This is a genomic window from Vibrio sp. TH_r3 (assembly GCF_033101115.1).
In the GTDB taxonomy this organism is placed as follows: Bacteria; Pseudomonadota; Gammaproteobacteria; order Enterobacterales; family Vibrionaceae; genus Vibrio.
This window is the reverse complement of the sequence record NZ_JAWMPW010000021.1, coordinates 35,427-54,307: the sequence shown is the minus strand read 5'-3', so window position 1 is coordinate 54,307 and position 18,881 is coordinate 35,427. Positions and strand designations below refer to the sequence as shown.

At 39.2% G+C, this 18,881-nt stretch carries 21 protein-coding genes; 12 read left to right on the top strand and 9 right to left on the bottom strand.

The window, feature by feature from the left end:
- Nucleotides 1-215: 215 nt before the first annotated feature.
- The gene (locus R3X26_RS15175) at nt 216-764 is read left to right on the top strand and encodes a gamma carbonic anhydrase family protein (protein ID WP_317718168.1); all 549 of its coding nucleotides are present in this window, start codon (nt 216-218) and stop codon (nt 762-764) included.
- Here R3X26_RS15175 and R3X26_RS15170 read toward each other — a convergent pair.
- The 4 genes from R3X26_RS15170 to R3X26_RS15155 form a co-directional block, all read right to left on the bottom strand.
- On the bottom strand, nt 757-1,020 hold the full coding sequence (locus R3X26_RS15170) for a DUF1488 domain-containing protein (protein ID WP_317718167.1): 264 nt from the start codon (nt 1,018-1,020) through the stop codon (nt 757-759). The genes R3X26_RS15175 and R3X26_RS15170 overlap by 8 nt on opposite strands.
- Complete coding sequence (aroE, locus tag R3X26_RS15165) at nt 1,020-1,853, bottom strand: shikimate dehydrogenase (RefSeq protein WP_317718166.1); 834 nt, start codon at nt 1,851-1,853, stop codon at nt 1,020-1,022. Before aroE ends, R3X26_RS15170 begins: the two co-directional genes overlap by 1 nt.
- A gap of 138 nt (nt 1,854-1,991) precedes the next feature.
- A complete protein-coding gene (gene hemF / locus R3X26_RS15160) occupies nt 1,992-2,900 on the bottom strand; it encodes an oxygen-dependent coproporphyrinogen oxidase (protein ID WP_317718165.1) in 909 nt (302 codons plus the stop codon).
- A 46-nt stretch (nt 2,901-2,946) separates the two neighbouring features.
- A complete protein-coding gene (locus R3X26_RS15155; protein ID WP_317718164.1) occupies nt 2,947-3,519 on the bottom strand; it encodes an L-threonylcarbamoyladenylate synthase in 573 nt (190 codons plus the stop codon).
- A 302-nt stretch (nt 3,520-3,821) separates the two neighbouring features.
- Here R3X26_RS15155 and purE point away from each other — a divergent pair, with 302 nt between their 5' ends.
- Both purE and R3X26_RS15145 read left to right on the top strand, forming a co-directional pair.
- Entirely contained in the window at nt 3,822-4,307 is a 486-nt protein-coding gene (purE, locus tag R3X26_RS15150; protein ID WP_317718163.1) for a 5-(carboxyamino)imidazole ribonucleotide mutase, read from the top strand.
- Between the two features lie 2 nt (nt 4,308-4,309).
- Nucleotides 4,310-5,458, top strand: coding sequence for a 5-(carboxyamino)imidazole ribonucleotide synthase (locus R3X26_RS15145; protein ID WP_317718169.1), 1,149 nt, complete (start codon nt 4,310-4,312; stop codon nt 5,456-5,458).
- A 28-nt stretch (nt 5,459-5,486) separates the two neighbouring features.
- Here R3X26_RS15145 and R3X26_RS15140 read toward each other — a convergent pair whose 3' ends face one another.
- From R3X26_RS15140 to dprA, 3 genes are read right to left on the bottom strand one after another with little or no spacing between them, the layout of a single operon-like run.
- Nucleotides 5,487-6,080 carry a type I DNA topoisomerase gene (locus tag R3X26_RS15140; protein ID WP_317718162.1) on the bottom strand — a complete coding sequence of 198 codons (594 nt, stop codon included), beginning with the start codon at nt 6,078-6,080 and terminating at the stop codon, nt 5,487-5,489.
- 20 nt (nt 6,081-6,100) lie between these two features.
- Nucleotides 6,101-6,574: a DUF494 family protein gene (locus R3X26_RS15135; protein ID WP_317718161.1), complete on the bottom strand. Its 474-nt coding sequence runs from the start codon at nt 6,572-6,574 to the stop codon at nt 6,101-6,103.
- 2 nt (nt 6,575-6,576) lie between these two features.
- Nucleotides 6,577-7,683, bottom strand: coding sequence for a DNA-processing protein DprA (gene dprA, locus R3X26_RS15130; protein ID WP_317718160.1), 1,107 nt, complete (start codon nt 7,681-7,683; stop codon nt 6,577-6,579).
- A gap of 224 nt (nt 7,684-7,907) precedes the next feature.
- Here dprA and def point away from each other — a divergent pair, with 224 nt between their 5' ends.
- The 5 genes from def to R3X26_RS15105 all read left to right on the top strand — a co-directional run bounded on the left by def (nt 7,908) and on the right by R3X26_RS15105 (nt 13,672).
- Nucleotides 7,908-8,423 (top strand): peptide deformylase, encoded by a 516-nt coding sequence (gene def, locus R3X26_RS15125; protein WP_317718159.1) that lies wholly within the window; start codon nt 7,908-7,910, stop codon nt 8,421-8,423.
- A 10-nt stretch (nt 8,424-8,433) separates the two neighbouring features.
- Nucleotides 8,434-9,381, top strand: a complete 948-nt coding sequence (gene fmt, locus R3X26_RS15120) for a methionyl-tRNA formyltransferase (protein ID WP_317718158.1) — start codon at nt 8,434-8,436, stop codon at nt 9,379-9,381.
- Nucleotides 9,382-9,481: 100 nt separating this feature from the next.
- Nucleotides 9,482-10,762, top strand: coding sequence for a 16S rRNA (cytosine(967)-C(5))-methyltransferase RsmB (gene rsmB, locus R3X26_RS15115; RefSeq protein WP_317718157.1), 1,281 nt, complete (start codon nt 9,482-9,484; stop codon nt 10,760-10,762).
- 74 nt (nt 10,763-10,836) lie between these two features.
- Nucleotides 10,837-12,213 (top strand): Trk system potassium transporter TrkA, encoded by a 1,377-nt coding sequence (gene trkA / locus R3X26_RS15110; protein WP_317718156.1) that lies wholly within the window; start codon nt 10,837-10,839, stop codon nt 12,211-12,213.
- 13 nt (nt 12,214-12,226) lie between these two features.
- Nucleotides 12,227-13,672: a TrkH family potassium uptake protein gene (locus R3X26_RS15105; protein ID WP_317718155.1), complete on the top strand. Its 1,446-nt coding sequence runs from the start codon at nt 12,227-12,229 to the stop codon at nt 13,670-13,672.
- An 86-nt stretch (nt 13,673-13,758) separates the two neighbouring features.
- Here R3X26_RS15105 and trhA read toward each other — a convergent pair whose 3' ends face one another.
- Together trhA and R3X26_RS15095 are read right to left on the bottom strand one after the other, a co-directional pair.
- On the bottom strand, nt 13,759-14,412 hold the full coding sequence (trhA, locus tag R3X26_RS15100) for a PAQR family membrane homeostasis protein TrhA (protein ID WP_317718154.1): 654 nt from the start codon (nt 14,410-14,412) through the stop codon (nt 13,759-13,761).
- A 104-nt stretch (nt 14,413-14,516) separates the two neighbouring features.
- Entirely contained in the window at nt 14,517-15,320 is an 804-nt protein-coding gene (locus tag R3X26_RS15095) for a sporulation protein (RefSeq protein WP_317718153.1), read from the bottom strand.
- Nucleotides 15,321-15,614: 294 nt separating this feature from the next.
- Between R3X26_RS15095 and R3X26_RS15090 the strand changes: the two genes are divergently transcribed.
- The 4 genes from R3X26_RS15090 (at nt 15,615) to R3X26_RS15075 (ending at nt 18,849) form a co-directional block, all read left to right on the top strand.
- A complete protein-coding gene (locus R3X26_RS15090; protein ID WP_317718152.1) occupies nt 15,615-15,761 on the top strand; it encodes a hypothetical protein in 147 nt (48 codons plus the stop codon).
- 113 nt (nt 15,762-15,874) lie between these two features.
- Nucleotides 15,875-16,141, top strand: a complete 267-nt coding sequence (locus R3X26_RS15085) for a YihD family protein (RefSeq protein ID WP_317718151.1) — start codon at nt 15,875-15,877, stop codon at nt 16,139-16,141.
- Nucleotides 16,142-16,338: 197 nt separating this feature from the next.
- Nucleotides 16,339-17,757 (top strand): cytochrome c oxidase accessory protein CcoG, encoded by a 1,419-nt coding sequence (ccoG, locus tag R3X26_RS15080; RefSeq protein WP_317718150.1) that lies wholly within the window; start codon nt 16,339-16,341, stop codon nt 17,755-17,757.
- 87 nt (nt 17,758-17,844) lie between these two features.
- Nucleotides 17,845-18,849, top strand: a complete 1,005-nt coding sequence (locus tag R3X26_RS15075) for a serine/threonine protein kinase (protein WP_317718149.1) — start codon at nt 17,845-17,847, stop codon at nt 18,847-18,849.
- The last annotated feature ends 32 nt before the right edge of the window (nt 18,850-18,881 follow it).

Here is an 18,881-nt window from a genome sequence, read left to right as displayed (position 1 = left end):
TCAAGCAGCTCGTCTTACTGGTTTTAGCGGTAACCCTTGTGGGCTCTGCCGTGTCAGTGAGGCGCATTATAGAGAGCTGAATCACATTGGCAACCTCTTTTTGCACTTTTTACTGATTTTTTTACTGTTCGAACAGTTTTTGTCCACTAAAGACTAGTTTTACTCACTTTACTCTTTATCTATACTCTATTTACTCACTTATCAAAGGATAAACTATGACTAATTTAAAGAGTTATAAAGGAATATCACCAGACATTGGAGAAAATGTCTATATAGATACAAGTGCTATATTAGTTGGACAAGTAGCAATCGGAGAGGATTCGAGCATTTGGCCATTTGTTTCGGCTCGAGGCGATGTTAATTCTATATCTATTGGCCGTCGTTCAAATATACAAGATGCCAGTGTGTTGCATGTTACCCACAAATCCGAAAAAAATCCCGAAGGATTTCCGCTTATTATCGGCGATGATGTCACTATTGGGCACAAAGTTATGTTACATGGTTGCGTCATTCAAGATCGGGTTCTTGTTGGTATGTCGGCTATCGTATTAGATGGAGTAACAATAGAACACGATGTCATGATTGGCGCAGGTAGTTTAGTTCCGCCCAATAAAGTACTCAAAAGTGGCTATCTATATGTTGGCTCTCCAGTAAAACAGGTAAGACGGTTAACTAATGACGAACGAGCGTTTTTGAAAAAATCTGCTAGTAATTACGTCGAAACCAAAAATAATTACCTTTTAGAAATGAAACCTGTTATCTAATTTGGATTTGATCGAGATGATTAAACTGCTCATCTTCGATCATATCTTCTGCTATTTCTTCTATATCGAAACGATACTGCAAGAAAATATTCACTGCGTTAGATGAGTTTATCTCTCTAACACCAGAAATAGCGGCTAATTTTTGTTTAGAAATGCTGCATTCTATTAACGTACCTGCATTCTGAGCATAGAACTCGACGATATTCAGCTCATCATTCCAATCTTGGATATCAGCAAACAAAATAGCTTGATTCATTACAGGCCTTCTAAGTTTTTTCTGAGTTCACGTAATATTTGCTTGGTTCCAGGACGTAACCCACGCCACAACATAAAACTTTCAGCCGCTTGACCAACCAACATCCCTAAGCCATCATATGCTTGCGCAACACCATTGTTTCTCGCCCATTGATTGAATACCGTCATACCCGCTCCATAACTCATATCGTATGCGGTTGTGGTAGGACTAAATATACTGCTGCTCACATCCGGTAGTTGTTTGTATAAGCTAGCGGAAGTTGAGTTGATAACTAAATCAAAAGGCGCATTTACCCGGTCCATATGCTCAACATTAATCTTACCAAACGGCATAAATATTTCTGCCAGTTGTTCTGCTTTTTCAACGGTACGATTAACTAGAGTAAGTTGGTAAGGTTGTTGGTCTAATAGGGGTTTTATTACTCCTCTGGCTGCACCACCAGCACCCAATAATAAAATACGGCTATCTTTCAACGAAACCTGATATTGAAGGAGGTTTTGAACCAATCCTTCGCCATCAGTATTATCACCAATAATCTCGCCATCATCTAATTTTTTAAGCGTATTTACTGCGCCCGCTAATTTTGCACGCTCAGTCAACCGGTCGGCGAATTGGTACGCCTCTTCCTTAAATGGTGCAGTGACATTACAACCTCTTCCACCTTGTTCAAAGAATGCGGTCACAGCAGCTAAAAAACCATTTTCCTCAGGTTCACATTTAGAATACTGCATCTTTTGCATCGTTTGCCTTGCAAACAGTGTATGGATAAATGGAGATTTACTTTGTGAAATTGGATTACCAAATACTACGTATTTATCAATAGTGCTAGCCATATTCTTACCTAACCTGAACTTTTAAGGAGAAAGTCTATAACCCTCTAATTTTAAAGTACAGAGACTTTTCAATCACTGAAGCCCAGGTCTTGTAATTAACAAGGCCAAATAATAAAACCATCTCTTATCGACAATAATTTATATCCACTCTTTAGCTTTAAGGTAATCTCTATAGAGCTCAGTTTCAGGGCTATTGGGTTCTAATTGAATATCATACTCCCAACGAGCTAAAGGAGGCATCGACATTAAAATAGACTCTGTCCTTCCGCCACTTTGTAAACCAAACAATGTTCCTCTGTCATAAACCAAATTAAACTCAACATAGCGTCCACGACGGTAAAGTTGAAATTGGCGTTCTCGTTCTCCGTATTGGATCTCTTTTCTTTTTTCCACAATAGGTAAATAAGCGCGAGTGAAACCTTGACCAACGGCTTTAATGTAAGAAAAACTCTTATCAAAACCCCATGAATTTAAATCATCGAAAAACAATCCGCCGACGCCGCGAGTTTCATTTCTATGTGGTAGGTAAAAGTACTCGTCACACCATTTTTTATGCTTAGAGTAAACGCCTTCACCAAAATCGTCACAAATAGATTTTGCCGTTTGATGCCAGTAAACACAGTCTTCTGCAAAAGGGTAGAATGGAGTAAGGTCAAATCCTCCTCCAAACCACCAAATAGGTTGTTCACCTTCTTTTTCGGCAATAAAAAAGCGGACATTTGCATGAGATGTTGGAACATAAGGGTTATTTGGATGGAGAACTAAAGATACTCCCATAGCTTCAAATTTTCGACCTGCTAATTCTGGTCGGTGAGCCGTTGCTGAAGCAGGCATTTTATCACCAAATACATGAGAAAAATTAACGCCACCCTGTTCAATAACGTCACCAGATTTAAGTACTCTAGTTTTTCCCCCACCACCTAATTCTCTTTGCCAAGCATCTTCTTCAAATTTGCCTTTACCGTCGATTTGTTCAAGTTGCTGACAAATATCATCTTGCAGTTGCAAAAGAAATGACTTTACTGCTTGTTTATTTACCGTGGACATACCTAACCTTTATCAATACAAACACTATTTATTACCAAAGACCTAATTAACCTTGCCTCAAAATTTTTCCGCTTACTGCATCTCGTATCTCTGAAGGTTTATTTCGCCCACCCGTTTCACCCGATAGAATAACTACACCCGATTGACCAAGCTGATTTCGCACTTCAGACGTAGTCATACAAGGCGGCATACCAGATAAGTTTGCACTGGTTGAGGTAATAGGCTTATCAAACAAGGTGCACAGGTATTTAACTAAAGGGTGATCTGTGACCCTCACCGCGACTGAATTAAACTTACCTGTGACTAATTTTGATGTCTTAGTGCTGACTGGCATTACCCACGTAACAGGGCCTGGCCATGTAGTTTTTATTTCTGTTAATTGCTTTTTGGTCAGTTTAGATTCATCAATATAAGGTAGAACCTGTTGATAGGAAGCGGCTATTAATATCAGTCCTTTATCTACCGACCGGTTTTTCACTTGTAAGAGTCTCTTAACTGCCATCTCATTATCAGGATCACAACCAACACCGAAAACACCTTCGGTAGGATACGCAATGACATCCCCGTTATGTAGGGCATTAACAACTTGATCAAGGTTAACTTGGTTAAAATGAGTCATAAATCTATTCAAATTATTCTTTATTTTGTTTAGTGTACAAATTCTTTGTCCAAGCGACTAAATTTATTTCACCTAAGTTAGTCCAATCAGACATAATACCCATCTACTTGGAACAAATAAAAGTTGAGCAGTGCCACTTTACTCACGGTTATAACAATATCAACCATTACAGCCTATCGAAAGTTACGGTAAATCTTTACAAGAAACAAAAATAACCGACGCAAACGTTTTCCTTGCGCCGTTTTAACCTTATAATGCGCGAAAAATATCCGCGCATTATCATAAATCTGTAGGAGTTAAACATGAAAGTCGGAATTATTATGGGTTCAAAGTCAGATTGGCCAACAATGAAACTTGCTGCGGAGATGCTTGATCTTTTTGGAGTTCCATATGAAACAAAAGTTGTTTCAGCACATCGTACGCCACAATTATTAGCAGATTACGCTAACAGTGCCAAAGAACGTGGATTAAAAGTTATTATTGCTGGCGCGGGTGGTGCGGCTCACCTGCCAGGCATGGCAGCAGCGTTTACCAGTATTCCAGTATTAGGGGTTCCGGTTCAATCTCGTGCGTTGAAAGGGATGGATTCATTATTATCTATTGTACAAATGCCTAAAGGCATTGCAGTTGGAACTCTAGCCATAGGTGAAGCAGGTGCAGCTAATGCCGGTATACTTGCGGCGCAAATTATCGGTACAAGTGATGAAAACGTAATGGCTAAAGTCGAAGCCTTTCGCAATGAGCAAACTGACACCGTTTTAGCCAACCCAAACCCTGCCGAGGATTAATGATGCATGTTCTTGTATTAGGCGCTGGGCAACTTGCTAGAATGATGGCTCTTGCTGGTGCACCACTTAATATTAAAATTTCTGCGTTTGACGTAACAAGTGAAAAAATTGTTCACCCACTAACTCAAGCGGTACTGGGTCATGGACTTGATAATGCCATTCAACAAGCAGATGTAATCACTGCTGAGTTTGAACACATTCCACATGACATTTTAAATATTTGCCAAGCAAGCGGAAGATTTTTACCAAGTACCGAAGCAATAAAAATTGGTGGCGATCGTCGACTAGAAAAAGCACTCTTAGATAAAGCAAAGGTTGCAAACGCTAAATACCACATAATCAATAGTCAGCAAGACTTCGCTCAAGCATTAGAGATAGTCGGCGCTCCAATGGTTTTAAAAAGCACGTTAGGAGGGTATGACGGAAAAGGTCAATGGCGACTAATGTCATTGTCTGATGCTGATAACCTATGGCCTGAATTAGCAGATTGTATAGCGGAATCTCCAGAACAAGCCATCGTTGCAGAAGCATTCATTCCATTTGACCGTGAAGTTTCTCTTGTTGGAGCCAGAGGAAAAGATGGAGAAATAGAAGTCTATCCATTAGCCGAAAACATTCACACTAATGGTGTTCTCTCAATTTCTACTGCGATAACTGATATTGATCTGCAAGCCCAAGCTAAAGAGATGTTCGCCAACGTTGCAGAAACGCTTAACTATGTTGGCGTACTCGCAATAGAGTTTTTTGATGTTGCTGGCGATCTATTAGTCAATGAAATAGCGCCTCGCGTTCATAACTCTGGTCACTGGACACAGCAAGGTGCCGAAGTTTGTCAGTTTGAAAACCATCTCAGAGCAGTGTGTGGATTACCACTTGGAAGCGCATCATTAATTCGCCCGACCACTATGATCAACATTCTCGGTGAAGATAGCGTACCAATCGATGTATTAAAACAGCCAGCATGTCATGTACATTGGTATGGAAAAGAAAAACGTCCGGGAAGAAAAATGGGGCATATTAATGTTAGTGCTGATAATAAAGCAAAGCTAAGTGAGTATTTACTTACACTGTCAAATACTCTTGATCCTGAAGTTTACCCTGCTTTAAGACAATTTGTCATAAAGCAACAAGCTAACGAAAAATCAATTTAACAATAAATATTCACACTAAAGCGGCGCATTAGGCGCCGTTTATTTTTTGTATATGTTGACACTTACGACTAGCACATTGAATGCTTTTACCTTTTTTGCTGTTTTTTTCAACCAACAATGGAAAGTGACATTGTTCACATTGACCTTGTACAGGCGTTGAGTTAATCGCAAACTTACAACTAGGATAATTATCACAAGCCCAAAAAGTTTTACCAAATCGTGACTGTCTTTCGACAAGTTTTCCCTTGGTACATTCAGGACAACTGATTGATTGTAACTCTTCCTGATTAGTTTCCGTAGTATGGGTTGGGGACTCGATATGTTGACAATCAGGGTAGCCATGACAACCAATAAACATGCCATACCGACCCTGGCGAAGAACTAACTCTTCACCACATTCAGGACAAGGTACACCTAAATATTTGACTATGTGTCCATCGTTATGATGTAAAGGCTTAATGTAGTCACATTCAGGGTAACGACTACAACCTAAAAATGGCCCAAGCTTACCATGGCGTAAGATCAATTCACCGCCATGAGTCTTTGAACAAGATGGGCACTCACCATGCTCAAGCGCTTGCTCGTGTGCTTCAAACAACTGATTATTTATCTTTGCACTCATACATACCTTAGATGTTGAAGTTAATGTAGTATTCCCGTTTCTGCGGTATACAATAATTCTTCCATTAACGTATAAGCATTTTCATTACCGGGTACGTTAAATAACACCATCAAGATAATCCATTTTAAATCATCAAGTTGTAATTCTTGAGTTTCTAACCCCATGACTCTGTCAATAACCATTTCACGGGTTTCGGTAGTGAGTACATTTACCTGTTCAAGAAACAGTAAAAAACCTCGGTTTTTTACGTCTAAACGGTGCATCTCTTCTGTAGTATAAATTCTTGTTGAAGTAGAAGCTCCTTTTGCGATAGCTGAGCGCTGATCCGTTTGCTGAAGTGCGGCTAAATCTTCTAGCCAATCTAACGCTTTATATATTTCTTCCTGATGAAATCCTGCTCGTAACAGTTCATCTTCAAGTTCGTCTTGGTCGACCATTAACTCTACATCACTATGGATATAGGTCTCGAACAAATACATCAAAATGTCCATCATTGTTAGGTCCTCCTCGTTCGAATATACCCGCCAGATACAGCAGCGACTTGCCCCTGAAGTTCAAGCTCCAAAAGTTGAATCATAATTTCATGTACAGAAATATGGGTTCTCTGTGCCAAAATATCAACTGATATTGCTTCATCCTCTCCTACGTTAGCCAAGACGAGAGAAAATGGCAATTGCTCATTACTAACTTCATCAGCAAAAAGCTCTTTCTGGCTATTTAACGACCAATTAAGTAAGACGTCTATTTCTTTAAGCATCTCATTAGAGGACTGGACAAGATTTGCCCCATCTTTGATTAATGCGTTTCCACCTTTAGCCAATGGATTATGGATCGATCCAGGTAAAGCAAACACTTCTCTTCCTTGTTCCATTGCATACCGGGCCGTAATTAATGAACCGCTTTTTTTGGTTGCTTCAACTACTAACACTCCCATCGATAAACCACTAATAATTCTATTTCTACGCGGGAAATTTTCCGGTCTCGCCACACCATTCGGCCTAAATTCTGAAACTAGCGCTCCATTTTCTACAATTCTTTCTGATAACACCCTATGCTTAGCGGGATAAATATTATTTAAACCTGAACCTAAAACCGCGATCGTCTCGCCACCAGACTTTAACGCGCCATCATGTGCATGGCCATCTACGCCTAAAGCCATACCACTGGTAACGGTTATTCCTTTGCGAGCCAAATCGCCTGCAAACAATTTAGCATTATTGAGTCCATCAACACTGGCGTTTCTGCTTCCTACGATGGCAATTTGAGGTTCAGATAAAACATCGATTTTTCCTTTAACAAACAAAACTGGTGGCGGAAGATTTATCTGTTTAAGAAGCCTAGGGTATTCGCTGTCTAATAAAGTAATGATTCTATGGCTAGGGGATTGTTGTTGCCAAAATAAACAAGCTTCAATCTCTTTTTTCGCTTTATGTTTTATGTAATCTATTTGCAAATTATTAAAACCAAGCATTTCTAAATTTTTGGTAGGATAATTAACAATATTTTCGACTGAATCTATAGCGACTAATTTGCTAAAACTTTTACTCCCAATGGAAGGGGTAAAACTTAATGTTAACCATGCTGAAAGCTTATTTTCATTCATTTACACTGCACCTTTCGGCTAAGTTTGCATATAAAAATCATTATAGAAAGTAGAAAAGAGCAAAAAAAATACTAAAAGAGGCAAAAAAGGGTAAAATAATAAGATAATGTCTTGTCATCTTTATTATTAGAATTAAGGATGCTGTCATTCCAAGCATAAAATGTCTAGAATTGTGCCATTAAACGTTTAGCTGTTTCGATACAGTTCAATTTTTCGAGTTATATATGTCTGTACTACAAGTTTTAACATTCCCGGATGATCGCCTACGAACAGTAGCAAAGCCGGTAAAAGAAATAACACCAGAGCTTAATAAATTCATCGACGACATGATTGAAACCATGTACGAAGAAGAAGGTATAGGGCTAGCCGCAACTCAAGTAGATTTTCACCAAAGAGTTGTAGTAATCGATGTTTCAGATACAAGAGATGAACCGCTAGTGTTGATCAACCCCGAAATAGTAGAAAAACGAGGGGAAGATGGTATAGAAGAAGGTTGCTTATCCGTTCCAGGTTCAAGAGCTTTGATACCAAGAGCATCTGAAGTATCCGTCAAAGCCTTAAATCGTGATGGTGAAGAATTTACCTTTGACGCGGATGACCTACTAGCGATCTGCGTCCAGCATGAACTCGACCATTTAGAAGGTAAGCTTTTTGTTGATTACTTATCACCTTTAAAGCGCAAGCGAATTAAAGATAAGTTGCAAAAAATTAAGCGTTTCAACGAAAAAAACAACGAATAACGAGGTTTCTTTGAGTCAATCATTACGTATTGTCTTTGCTGGCACACCCGATTTCGCCGCCCGCCATTTGGCGGCGTTGTTGTCTTCAGAGCACAAGGTTATAGCCGTATACACACAACCAGATCGACCTGCGGGTCGAGGTAAAAGACTGACAGCAAGCCCAGTTAAAAATATTGCTTTAGAAAATAATATCGCTGTTTTTCAACCAGAAAATTTCAAATCAGACGAAGCAAAGCAACAGCTTGCAGAGCTGAACGCGGATATTATGGTCGTTGTCGCCTATGGACTACTGCTTCCCCAAGTAGTATTAGACACACCAAAACTTGGTTGCATCAATGTTCATGGTTCAATACTTCCTCGTTGGCGCGGAGCGGCTCCTATTCAACGTTCCATATGGGCGGGCGATGCCGAAACTGGTGTAACCATCATGCAAATGGACCTTGGACTAGATACTGGTGACATGCTCAAAGTAGCTAAGCTACCGATAGAGGCAGATGACACAAGTGCTTCTATGTACGATAAGTTAGCGCAACTTGGTCCAACAGCATTAATTGAATGCTTATCTGACATAGCAAACTCTCAGGTGTCACCTGAAAAACAAGATGATGCCTTAGCCAACTATGCAAAAAAATTATCCAAAGAAGAGGCTAAAATTGATTGGTCTCAAGACGCTGAATTCATCGAACGTTGTATTCGTGCCTTTAATCCTTGGCCAATGAGTTATTTTTCGATTGCTGATAACAACATCAAAGTTTGGCGCAGCCGAGTAGAACATATAACAAACAACCAAACAGCAGGGACGATACTAAAAGCAGATAAAACCGGCATATACGTAACCACAGGAAAATCTGTTTTGGTATTAGAACAGATTCAAATTCCAGGTAAAAAAGCGTTGTCTGTGCAAGATGTTCTTAATGCTCGCAGTAACTGGTTTGAAGTTGGCAGTCAATTAAATTAGAAATGGACAATACTAACTAAGGAATTGGGTTAGTTATTTTTAGACATTATCGATGTGAGTTTATAATGAACATCGGCATACTTAAATTAGGTTTTTATTAATGAATGTTCGTGCTGCCGCAGCCACAGTGCTTTTCCAAGTTATAGACAAAGGGCAATCTTTATCTACCGCGCTTCCTGCTGCTCAACAAACTATCAAGCCGCGTGATCACGCCTTACTTCAAGAGATATGTTATGGCTGCCTTCGTTATTTGCCTAGGCTTGAAAGCACAGCTAACAAACTTATGGATAGCCCTTTAAAAGGTAAAAGGCGAGTTTTTCATCATTTAATTCTTGTGGGTATTTACCAATTAAGTTTTATGCGAATTCCAGCCCATGCCGCAGTAGGTGAAACGGTTGAAGCAGCTAAGAACCTAAAAGGCCAAAGCTTAAGAGGTCTTATTAATGCTGTTTTACGCAATTATCAGCGTAAGCAAGAAGAGTTAGATCAACTGGCCATTAGTCATGATGCAGGTAAATACGGCCACCCTAGCTGGCTACTGAAATTACTTAAACAAGCTTATCCAAATAATTGGGAAACCATTGTTTCTGCAAACAATAATAAAGCACCAATGTGGCTTAGAGTAAACGAACAACATTATAGCCGTGATGAATATTTAGCTCTTTTACAACAACAAGATATCTCTGCTACGGTACATTCAGAAGCAAGAAATGCGCTGAAGCTAGATAAGCCTTGTGATGTAACCAACTTACCCGGATTTGATCAAGGTTGGGTTTCAGTGCAAGATGCTGCAGCGCAATTGTCGGTGGATTTTTTAAAACCACAAGACAATGAGCTGATTCTAGATTGTTGTGCAGCTCCTGGTGGAAAAACTGCTCATATATTAGAAAGAACAAAGAACAGTCAAGTTGTTGCCATTGATTGTGACGAATTTCGACTCAAACGAGTTTATGACAATTTAGAGCGTCTTAAACTCGAAGCAAAAGTTATTTGTGCCGATGCAAGAAAACCAGAACAGTGGTGGCAGGGCGAAAAATTTGATCGAATACTGCTTGATGCTCCTTGTTCTGCCACTGGCGTTATTCGTCGTCATCCCGACATAAAGTGGCTACGTAGAGCCGATGACATAGAAGCGCTAGCTGAGCTACAAAAAGAGATCGTTGATGCAATGTGGTCACAATTAAAAGTTGGCGGCACCATGGTCTATGCTACTTGCTCTATTACTCCGCAAGAAAATATTCAACAAGTTATCAACTTTCTCAGTAGGACAAAAAATGCAGATTTGATTGATTCGGACCGGGCAAATCCTGGCAGACAGATTCTGCCAGGTGAAGAAGATATGGACGGTTTTTATTATGCCGTTATCAAAAAACTCGCTTAATGATGTTCTGGTGAAAACAAGACCGTATATCAGCTTAAACAACTAAACAATGGTTTAAAAGAGATCATAACATTATGAAAATCATTATACTTGGAGCAGGTCAAGTTGGAGGTACACTTGCTGAAAACTTGGTTGGTGAAAACAACGATATTACCATTGTAGACAAAAATAGTGACCGTCTACGAGAGCTTCAAGATAAATATGATTTACGAGTAGTTAATGGCCATGCAAGTCACCCAGGGACTTTACGTGAAGCAGGTGCTCAAGATGCCGATATGTTAGTAGCGGTAACTAACTCAGACGAAACCAATATGGCTGCTTGTCAAATAGCTTTTACTATATTCAATACACCAAATCGTATCGCTCGAATCCGCTCTCATGAGTATTTACAAGAAAAAGAAGCACTATTTCATTCTGGTGCAGTTCCAGTAGACCATCTAATAGCCCCTGAAGAGTTAGTGACTAGCTATATAGAGCGACTCATTCAATATCCCGGAGCGCTTCAAGTTGTCAGTTTTGCAGATAAACGAGTCAGCTTAGTAGCAGTAAAAGCCTATTATGGTGGCCCCTTAGTCGGCAATGCTCTTTCGACACTGCGTGATCATATGCCACATATAGATACTCGCGTAGCAGCAATTTTTAGGCAAGGAAGAGCAATACGGCCTCAAGGAACAACCATTATTGAAGCCGATGATGAAGTATTTTTTGTTGCAGATAGCTTCCATATTCGCTCAATCATGAGTGAATTACAGAGGCTAGAAAAGCCTTATCGTCGAATCATGATAGTCGGTGGTGGTAATATAGGATCGTCCTTAGCCAAACGCCTAGAACAAGACTATAGTGTAAAGCTTATCGAGCGCAGCTTTAATCGTGCAGAAAAGCTCTCTGAAGAACTAGAAAAAACCATCGTATTTTGTGGCGATGCGGCAGACCAAGAGTTACTTATAGAAGAAAGTATTGATCAGGTTGATGCCTTTATTGCCCTTACTAATGAAGACGAAACCAACATAATGTCGGCCATGCTTGCTAAACGTATGGGGGCTAAAAAAGTGATGGTGTTAATACAACGAGGTGCTTACGTAGATTTGGTGCAAGGTGGTGTCATTGATGTCGCTATATCACCACAGCAAGCAACAATATCTGCTCTATTAACACATGTTAGACGAGCGGATATTGTTAATGTTTCGTCACTGAGGCGTGGTGCAGCAGAAGCGATTGAAGCGATAGCTCATGGGGATGAAACCACCTCTAAAGTTGTCGGAAGACCAATTGGTGAATTAAAATTACCACCAGGAACAACAATAGGTGCAATCGTTCGCGGAGAACAGGTCATGATAGCTCACGATAAAACCGTTATAGAGCAAGATGATCACGTGGTTATGTTCCTAGTAGATAAGAAATATGTACCTGACGTAGAATTACTATTCCAACCAAGTCCTTTCTTTTTGTAGGAAAGTATCAATCATGGTTAACTTTCGTCCGATTACATTTGTTATAGGGTTAGTTTTATCCAAACTCGCTTTATTTATGTATATCCCCACTTTAGTAGCTTTCTTTTCTGGTACGGACGGTTTTCTGGAATTTTCTAAAGCGGTGATTATTACTCACCTTGCCGCTTTTCTTTGTTTATCTTTCGGTAAAACAAAACCGTTTAGACTTGGGGTAAGAGATATGTTTCTTATTACCTCGTTAGTTTGGATGATATCCAGTGTGTTTGCCGCTCTGCCTTTTGTATTTATAAATCATATTAGCTTCACTGACGCTTATTTTGAAACCATGTCGGGCATTACCACGACGGGCTCTACTGTTCTAAGTCATTTAGATACAATGGCTCCCAGTATATTACTGTGGCGTTCAACTCTACAGTGGCTAGGTGGTATTGGTTTCATTGTCATGGCGGTAGCAATTCTACCTATGTTAAATGTAGGTGGAATGCGGCTATTCCAAACTGAATCTTCAGATTGGTCAGATAAAAGCGATCCGCGAGCAAAAACTGTCGCAAAAAATATTGTTTCTGTTTACTTAGCATTAACCACTGCCTGTGTTATTAGCTACTTGATAACCGGAATGGGTTTTTTCGATGCAATAAACCATAGCTTCACTACGCTATCAACCGGCGGTTATTCCACCTCTGACAGCTCGATGAATCATTTTTCAAATGGCGCTCACTGGGTCGGAACATTATTTATGTTTTTAGGTGGTTTACCATTTTTACTTTTTGTAAGCGCAGTAAGAAATAAAACCCTGACATCTATTTATCAAGATGCGCAAGTAAGGGGCTTTACACTGCTATTTATTGTTACAAGTATGATTGTTGCAAGTTGGTTGATCCTTCACAACCACTACAACTTTTCAGATGCGATTAGAGTCTCAATGTTCAATATTGTATCGATAGTCACCACCACTGGTTTCGGATTAGAAGATTTCACCGCATGGGGCGCATTACCAACCGTACTTTTTGCCTTTCTTATGTTGGTAGGAGCATGCTCTGGTTCAACATCTGGCGGAATCAAAATATTCCGTTTTCAAATAGCCATGAGTTTGTTTAATAAGCAAATGATGAAATTGATCCACCCTTCTGGTGTTTTTGTACAACGCTACAACAAACGCCCGGTAAATGATGACATTGTTCGTTCTATGGTTGCGTTTGGCATTACCTTTTTTGCGACGATAATAATAATAGCCGGCTGTCTATCAGCGATTGGCTTAGACCCAACCACTAGTATTTCAGGCTCCATTACTGCTGTTGCGAATGTTGGGCCTGGAATGGGTACGGTTATTGGACCAACAGGTAACTTTTCAACACTACCTGACGTGGCCAAATGGATATTAAGCTTGGGGATGTTAATGGGTCGTTTGGAAATACTCACTATTCTTGTACTATTTTTTCCTGCTTTTTGGCGCACATAAATTTCAACCTATTGAACAAAAAGAACAAAAAGAACTAAAAGAACTAAAATTAGTATCAGCATTTGACTAAATTAGGTTAACTTCGGCTAAATAGGTTCGACATAATAGTAAATTGCTAAAAAATGACTCATGCATCCAGCAAGAACAAATCCATGCCAAATTGCATGATTGAATGGCATCCTATCTAGCATATAAAAAATAACACCCAGAGAGTAAATCACTCCTCCAACAACTAAAAGAACCACTCCACCTAATGGTATCGTGACAACCAATTGATAAATGACAACCAAAGACAACCAACCCATTGTAAGATAAGTCGCCAGTGATAACTTTTCAAACCTAGAGATAAAAACGATTTTGAACAGTACCCCACACACCGCAAGTAACCAAATAACCGCCATTAAGCCAACAGATAATGGTGTTCTTAAACCAACCAACAAAAAAGGGGTATAGCTACCTGCAATCAATAGATAAATAGCACAATGATCAATTAATTTTAAAGTACGTTTTATCTTAGGGTTAGGTATCGAGTGATAAAGTGTTGACGCCAGAAACAACACTATAATGCTAAAGCTATAAACAACCATACTCGCTATTGTTAGCGCATCTGCATTGTTTTCAAACGCCTTATCAAGCAACAGTACAAAAGCCACCAAACCAAACATAACACCTAATAAATGCGAAAGGCTGTTGGCTATTTCTTCATTACGGCTGTATTCACACTCACTATTGGTAGACATTCGATTTTCCTGAAAAGAACAAACCTGAAACGAAACTATATACTCAGTATGACAGGTTTAGCTTACAAGTGTAAGCTGAAATAAGAGCAACATAAAAGCCTTGATCAAGTGGTTTCTTGTAAATAATCCACAACCATTTTACCGGCATCCTCAGCTTTGATATTTTGCGGAATGCACAAATTTCTTTTCAATTTCCCTGTACCAAGTAAGTTTGACAACATTCCTCCTACTCCCTTTTTCTGCCTATCTATTTCAAACCAAAGCTCTAGTTCTGCTTCATGCTGATACGCAACGATCTCTAGCTCTCTCCAACGCCCATGAAATGGCCCTGTAGTTGGCACAAATTCGAATTCTTGCACAAAAGGCAAGGTAAAACCCTTGGTTGCTTCGCACTCAACTTGTCTTATCCGTAAACCTTCTTCTTCTAAAGCAGAAAAAATTCCATCCAAAATAGGCGTTGGCCTTACAGTCAACATATCCTTATCAGTTGGATCTTTGGCAGTCAAAATATCTAATCCAGTCTCGAGCCAAACTTTGGTGTCACCTATAGTAACAGGCGTATTCATTGGAACGTCTAGCTGAGCATCAAATGTTCGGTGTTGACCCGCTTCAATAGTAAAAGCATAAGGCAATTGCCAACGAGCGAGGACATAATTACGGGGAACGCGTCTGGTTCTCCTTGCATGAGAGTTATGACTATTTTTATCATTATCTATTGGAACTTCATCCACATAGCGACAAAATATTTTCAAATCTATATTATCAATATCCTGCGCTGTAGCGCCTCCATACACCTCAATTAAAATGCTAACCTTTTCACCTGGTAGTATAAATTCTTGCTGCAAAGTTGAATCAACCCTCGCTGAACCGATACCAAAACTCGCTAAAGTTTTTTTCAGAAATGACATAACTTGCTCCTTAAGGGTATGACGCATTGATAATATCTACTGTAAAACAAAAAAACGAACCACTAAATAGTAAAAGTAACTTAACTTCACTACGTATGACTATTTATTGTAAAAATGTACATTCTTGAGCCATATCTCGATAAGATCCTACCTAAGTGATATTATTTATATTGATATGTACGCATATCAATTTTCCTGATTATTTTTCGGAACGGCTTATACCAAAGAGATTTATCTCATAAATAATCAGGCCATTAAATTGGCAAAGGAGTTGCCTGACTGGTAGGTATTTTGATGCGACCAACATCTGTCAGGTTTTCACGCACCACTAGAAGCGTGTCTTTACGTCGCTGCGGAATTGTTTCTGCTCCCGTTGCAAAATCACCAAAGCCTGCAAAGACATTGGTAGAAAAAAACGTAACCATTAAGCAAAGTAAATAATTTGTTATTAAAGCAGCATAATTAAAAAAGCGTAGCCTAAAATACTGCGCTTTTTTCTTTGCGCGCTATTTGGTAACGTAGGCAATAAACTGCCTAAAAATTGTGGAGAAATAATGAAGTGTCACCGAGTTAATGAAGTAATTGAATTACTTCACCCTGAATGGCAAAAAGATCCTGAAACCAACTTGATTCCTTTCATACTTAAATTATGTAAAGAAGCTGGATACGAGGGAAACCTTGAAGATTTGACAGACGATGTTCTTATCTACCATCTAAAAATGAGAAATAGTGCCAAGAATGAAATGATCCCAGGACTAGCAAAAGACCAAGAAGATGATTTCAAAACCGCCATATTAAAAGCACGCGGTATCATTAAATAAGAAAATAATATCCAATAAAAGCGACACTCTCTAGTGTTGCTTTTATGATACGCCGGAAATTTTTGTTAAAAATAGACATCAATAAAGAAACAAAACTGTTAACAAGTATATAATCAAAATCTAATAAATATTCTAAGCATAAAAAGTAATGTCAAATAAGCTAAATAGCGCTTTAATAAAGCCTAAAAGGACCATTCATGAGTCAAGATAAAATAGATATAAAAGATGTGACTCCCAAAACATTTAACCCTAAAACACACAAAGGAAAAAAAGATAGGTTTAATCCTAGTGATGGAATTTATGTTAGAGAAAGCAAGGGAGCCTTCCAGAAACTCAGGCGATATGGTGCATGGTTTTTGTTACTTTTATTTGGCTTAATACCTTGGATCCCTTATGGAGAAAGGCAAGCCATATTACTGGATATTGGCCACCAGCAATTTAATTTTTTCGGCACTACCTTATACCCCCAAGACTTAACCTTGCTAGCGCTTTTATTTATGATAGCTGCTTTCGGACTGTTTTTTATTACAACCTTTTTAGGGCGAGTCTGGTGTGGTTATTTATGTCCACAAACGGTTTGGACTTTCATGTATATCTGGTTCGAAGAAAAACTTGAAGGGTCAGCAAACAAAAGGCGTAAACAAGATAGTGGTAAAATGACGCCAAATCTTCTATTAAGGAAAACCATCAAGCATATTGCTTGGTTAGTCATTGCATTGGTTACGGGCTTTACTTTTGTCGGATATTTCTCGCCAATAAAAGACCTAGTGACCGATTTTTTAACTTTTGAAGCGACCTTTTGGGCCAGCTTTTGGGTTATATTTTTTGCCGTATGTACCTATGCAAATGCAGCTTGGATGCGCTCTATTGTTTGTCTTCACATGTGCCCTTATGCCCGCTTTCAGTCTGCTATGTTTGATAGCGACACATTTATTGTTGGTTATAACCAACAACGAGGCGAAGCGAGAGGCCCACGCTCTCGTAAAGCAGACCATAAAAAATTAGGCCTAGGCGATTGTATTGATTGCGACTTATGTGTTCAGGTTTGTCCTACTGGTATTGATATACGCGATGGACTTCAATACGAATGTATAAACTGTGGTGCTTGTATTGATGCTTGTAATAAAACCATGGATCGTATGGGCTATGAAAAAAACTTAATAAGTTATACCACTGAGCACAAACTATCCGGCAAACAGACTAAAGTTATGCGACCAAAGCTGATTGGGTACGGCGGAATTATGCTACTAATGGTCATACTATTTGTTGTTCAAGTAGTCAATGTAGAGCCAGTAGGAATGAGCGTATTACGGGATAGAAACCAACTCTATAAAGTCAACTCGGCAGGGTATGTCGAAAATACCTATAACTTAAAAGTAATTAATAAAACTCAACAAACACAAACCTATACTCTCGATGTGTCTGGGTTAAATGAGGTGACTTGGTATGGAAGCCACACTATCCAAGCAGAACCAGGTGAAGTGGTCAATTTACCAATAAGCTTAGGAGTAGCAGATGAGAATTTAAACTCTCCTGTTTCCACAATTCAGTTTATACTCACCGATAGTAACCAATTTACTGTCGAAGTTGAGAGCCGGTTTATAAAGAAACTTTAATCTAGCAATACTTAACTTAGTCATACTTCACCTAGCAACAAAATAAAAAAAGGGCTCTAAGAGCCCTTTTTATTTACGGATCCATTTATGATTAAAATAGACACATTAAATAATACTGCCTTTAATTTTGATGCTTTAACACCCGATTTTATGTGGTACGCAATAGAAAGTATTGGCATCAAAGCTGAGTCAGGGTTACTTGCGCTCAATAGCTACGAAAATCGTGTTTACCAATTTGTAGATGAAGAAAAACAACGTTATGTGGTTAAGTTTTATCGCCCACAACGATGGACAATCGAACAGATCCAAGAAGAACATGATTTTACCCTTGAGTTACTCGAACAAGAGATTCCTGTTGCTCCACCTTGTATTATCAATGGTCGTACTCTTCATGAATACCAAGGTTACTTCTTTACGTTATTTGAAAGTGTTGGCGGTAGACAATTCGAAGTTGATAACGAAAATCATCTAGAATGGGTGGGACGCTTTATGGGGCGAATACATAATATTGGTCGAAAAAACACTTTCCAACATCGACCTACTCTTAGCCTCGATGAATACCTTTACCAACCACGTAAGTTATTACAATCGTCAAGCTTTATACCATCACATTTAGAACGCAGCTTTTTTAGCGATCTCGACATGCTGATCAATCGGATCGAAGACAATTGGAACAACGATTTCAATCCAATTCGTCTACATGGAGATTGTCACCCAGGTAATATTTTATGGCGAGATGGCCCAATGTTTGTCGATTTAGACGATGCGAGAAATGGCCCAGCCATTCAAGATTTATGGATGTTATTAAATGGCGATAGACAAGAAAAACTGGTGCAACTGGACATCTTATTAGAAGGTTATGAAGAGTTTTGCGATTTTAACCCATCAGAGTTAAAGCTCATTGAACCTTTACGAGGGTTGCGAATGGTGCACTATATGGCTTGGTTAGCCAAACGATGGCAAGATCCCGCATTTCCATTAGCATTTCCTTGGTTTGGCGATCCTAAATACTGGGAAAATCAAGTATTAGGCTTCAAAGAGCAAATTTCAGTATTACAGGAACCGCCGTTATCATTATCACCCCAATGGTAAACCCATAACAGCGGAGTACCCACTCCGCTAAA

What these genes read in the sequence shown, in the direction of transcription:
- R3X26_RS15175 (WP_317718168.1), top strand. Translation starts at nt 216, where the DNA reads ATGACTAATTTAAAGAGTTATAAAGGAATATCACCAGACATTGGAGAA.
- R3X26_RS15170 (WP_317718167.1), bottom strand. Translation starts at nt 1,020, where the DNA reads ATGAATCAAGCTATTTTGTTTGCTGATATCCAAGATTGGAATGATGAG.
- aroE (WP_317718166.1), bottom strand. Translation starts at nt 1,853, where the DNA reads ATGGCTAGCACTATTGATAAATACGTAGTATTTGGTAATCCAATTTCA.
- hemF (WP_317718165.1), bottom strand. Translation starts at nt 2,900, where the DNA reads ATGTCCACGGTAAATAAACAAGCAGTAAAGTCATTTCTTTTGCAACTG.
- R3X26_RS15155 (WP_317718164.1), bottom strand. Translation starts at nt 3,519, where the DNA reads ATGACTCATTTTAACCAAGTTAACCTTGATCAAGTTGTTAATGCCCTA.
- purE (WP_317718163.1), top strand. Translation starts at nt 3,822, where the DNA reads ATGAAAGTCGGAATTATTATGGGTTCAAAGTCAGATTGGCCAACAATG.
- R3X26_RS15145 (WP_317718169.1), top strand. Translation starts at nt 4,310, where the DNA reads ATGCATGTTCTTGTATTAGGCGCTGGGCAACTTGCTAGAATGATGGCT.
- R3X26_RS15140 (WP_317718162.1), bottom strand. Translation starts at nt 6,080, where the DNA reads ATGAGTGCAAAGATAAATAATCAGTTGTTTGAAGCACACGAGCAAGCG.
- R3X26_RS15135 (WP_317718161.1), bottom strand. Translation starts at nt 6,574, where the DNA reads ATGATGGACATTTTGATGTATTTGTTCGAGACCTATATCCATAGTGAT.
- dprA (WP_317718160.1), bottom strand. Translation starts at nt 7,683, where the DNA reads ATGAATGAAAATAAGCTTTCAGCATGGTTAACATTAAGTTTTACCCCT.
- def (WP_317718159.1), top strand. Translation starts at nt 7,908, where the DNA reads ATGTCTGTACTACAAGTTTTAACATTCCCGGATGATCGCCTACGAACA.
- rsmB (WP_317718157.1), top strand. Translation starts at nt 9,482, where the DNA reads ATGAATGTTCGTGCTGCCGCAGCCACAGTGCTTTTCCAAGTTATAGAC.
- trkA (WP_317718156.1), top strand. Translation starts at nt 10,837, where the DNA reads ATGAAAATCATTATACTTGGAGCAGGTCAAGTTGGAGGTACACTTGCT.
- R3X26_RS15105 (WP_317718155.1), top strand. Translation starts at nt 12,227, where the DNA reads ATGGTTAACTTTCGTCCGATTACATTTGTTATAGGGTTAGTTTTATCC.
- trhA (WP_317718154.1), bottom strand. Translation starts at nt 14,412, where the DNA reads ATGTCTACCAATAGTGAGTGTGAATACAGCCGTAATGAAGAAATAGCC.
- R3X26_RS15095 (WP_317718153.1), bottom strand. Translation starts at nt 15,320, where the DNA reads ATGTCATTTCTGAAAAAAACTTTAGCGAGTTTTGGTATCGGTTCAGCG.
- R3X26_RS15090 (WP_317718152.1), top strand. Translation starts at nt 15,615, where the DNA reads ATGCGACCAACATCTGTCAGGTTTTCACGCACCACTAGAAGCGTGTCT.
- R3X26_RS15085 (WP_317718151.1), top strand. Translation starts at nt 15,875, where the DNA reads ATGAAGTGTCACCGAGTTAATGAAGTAATTGAATTACTTCACCCTGAA.
- ccoG (WP_317718150.1), top strand. Translation starts at nt 16,339, where the DNA reads ATGAGTCAAGATAAAATAGATATAAAAGATGTGACTCCCAAAACATTT.
- R3X26_RS15075 (WP_317718149.1), top strand. Translation starts at nt 17,845, where the DNA reads ATGATTAAAATAGACACATTAAATAATACTGCCTTTAATTTTGATGCT.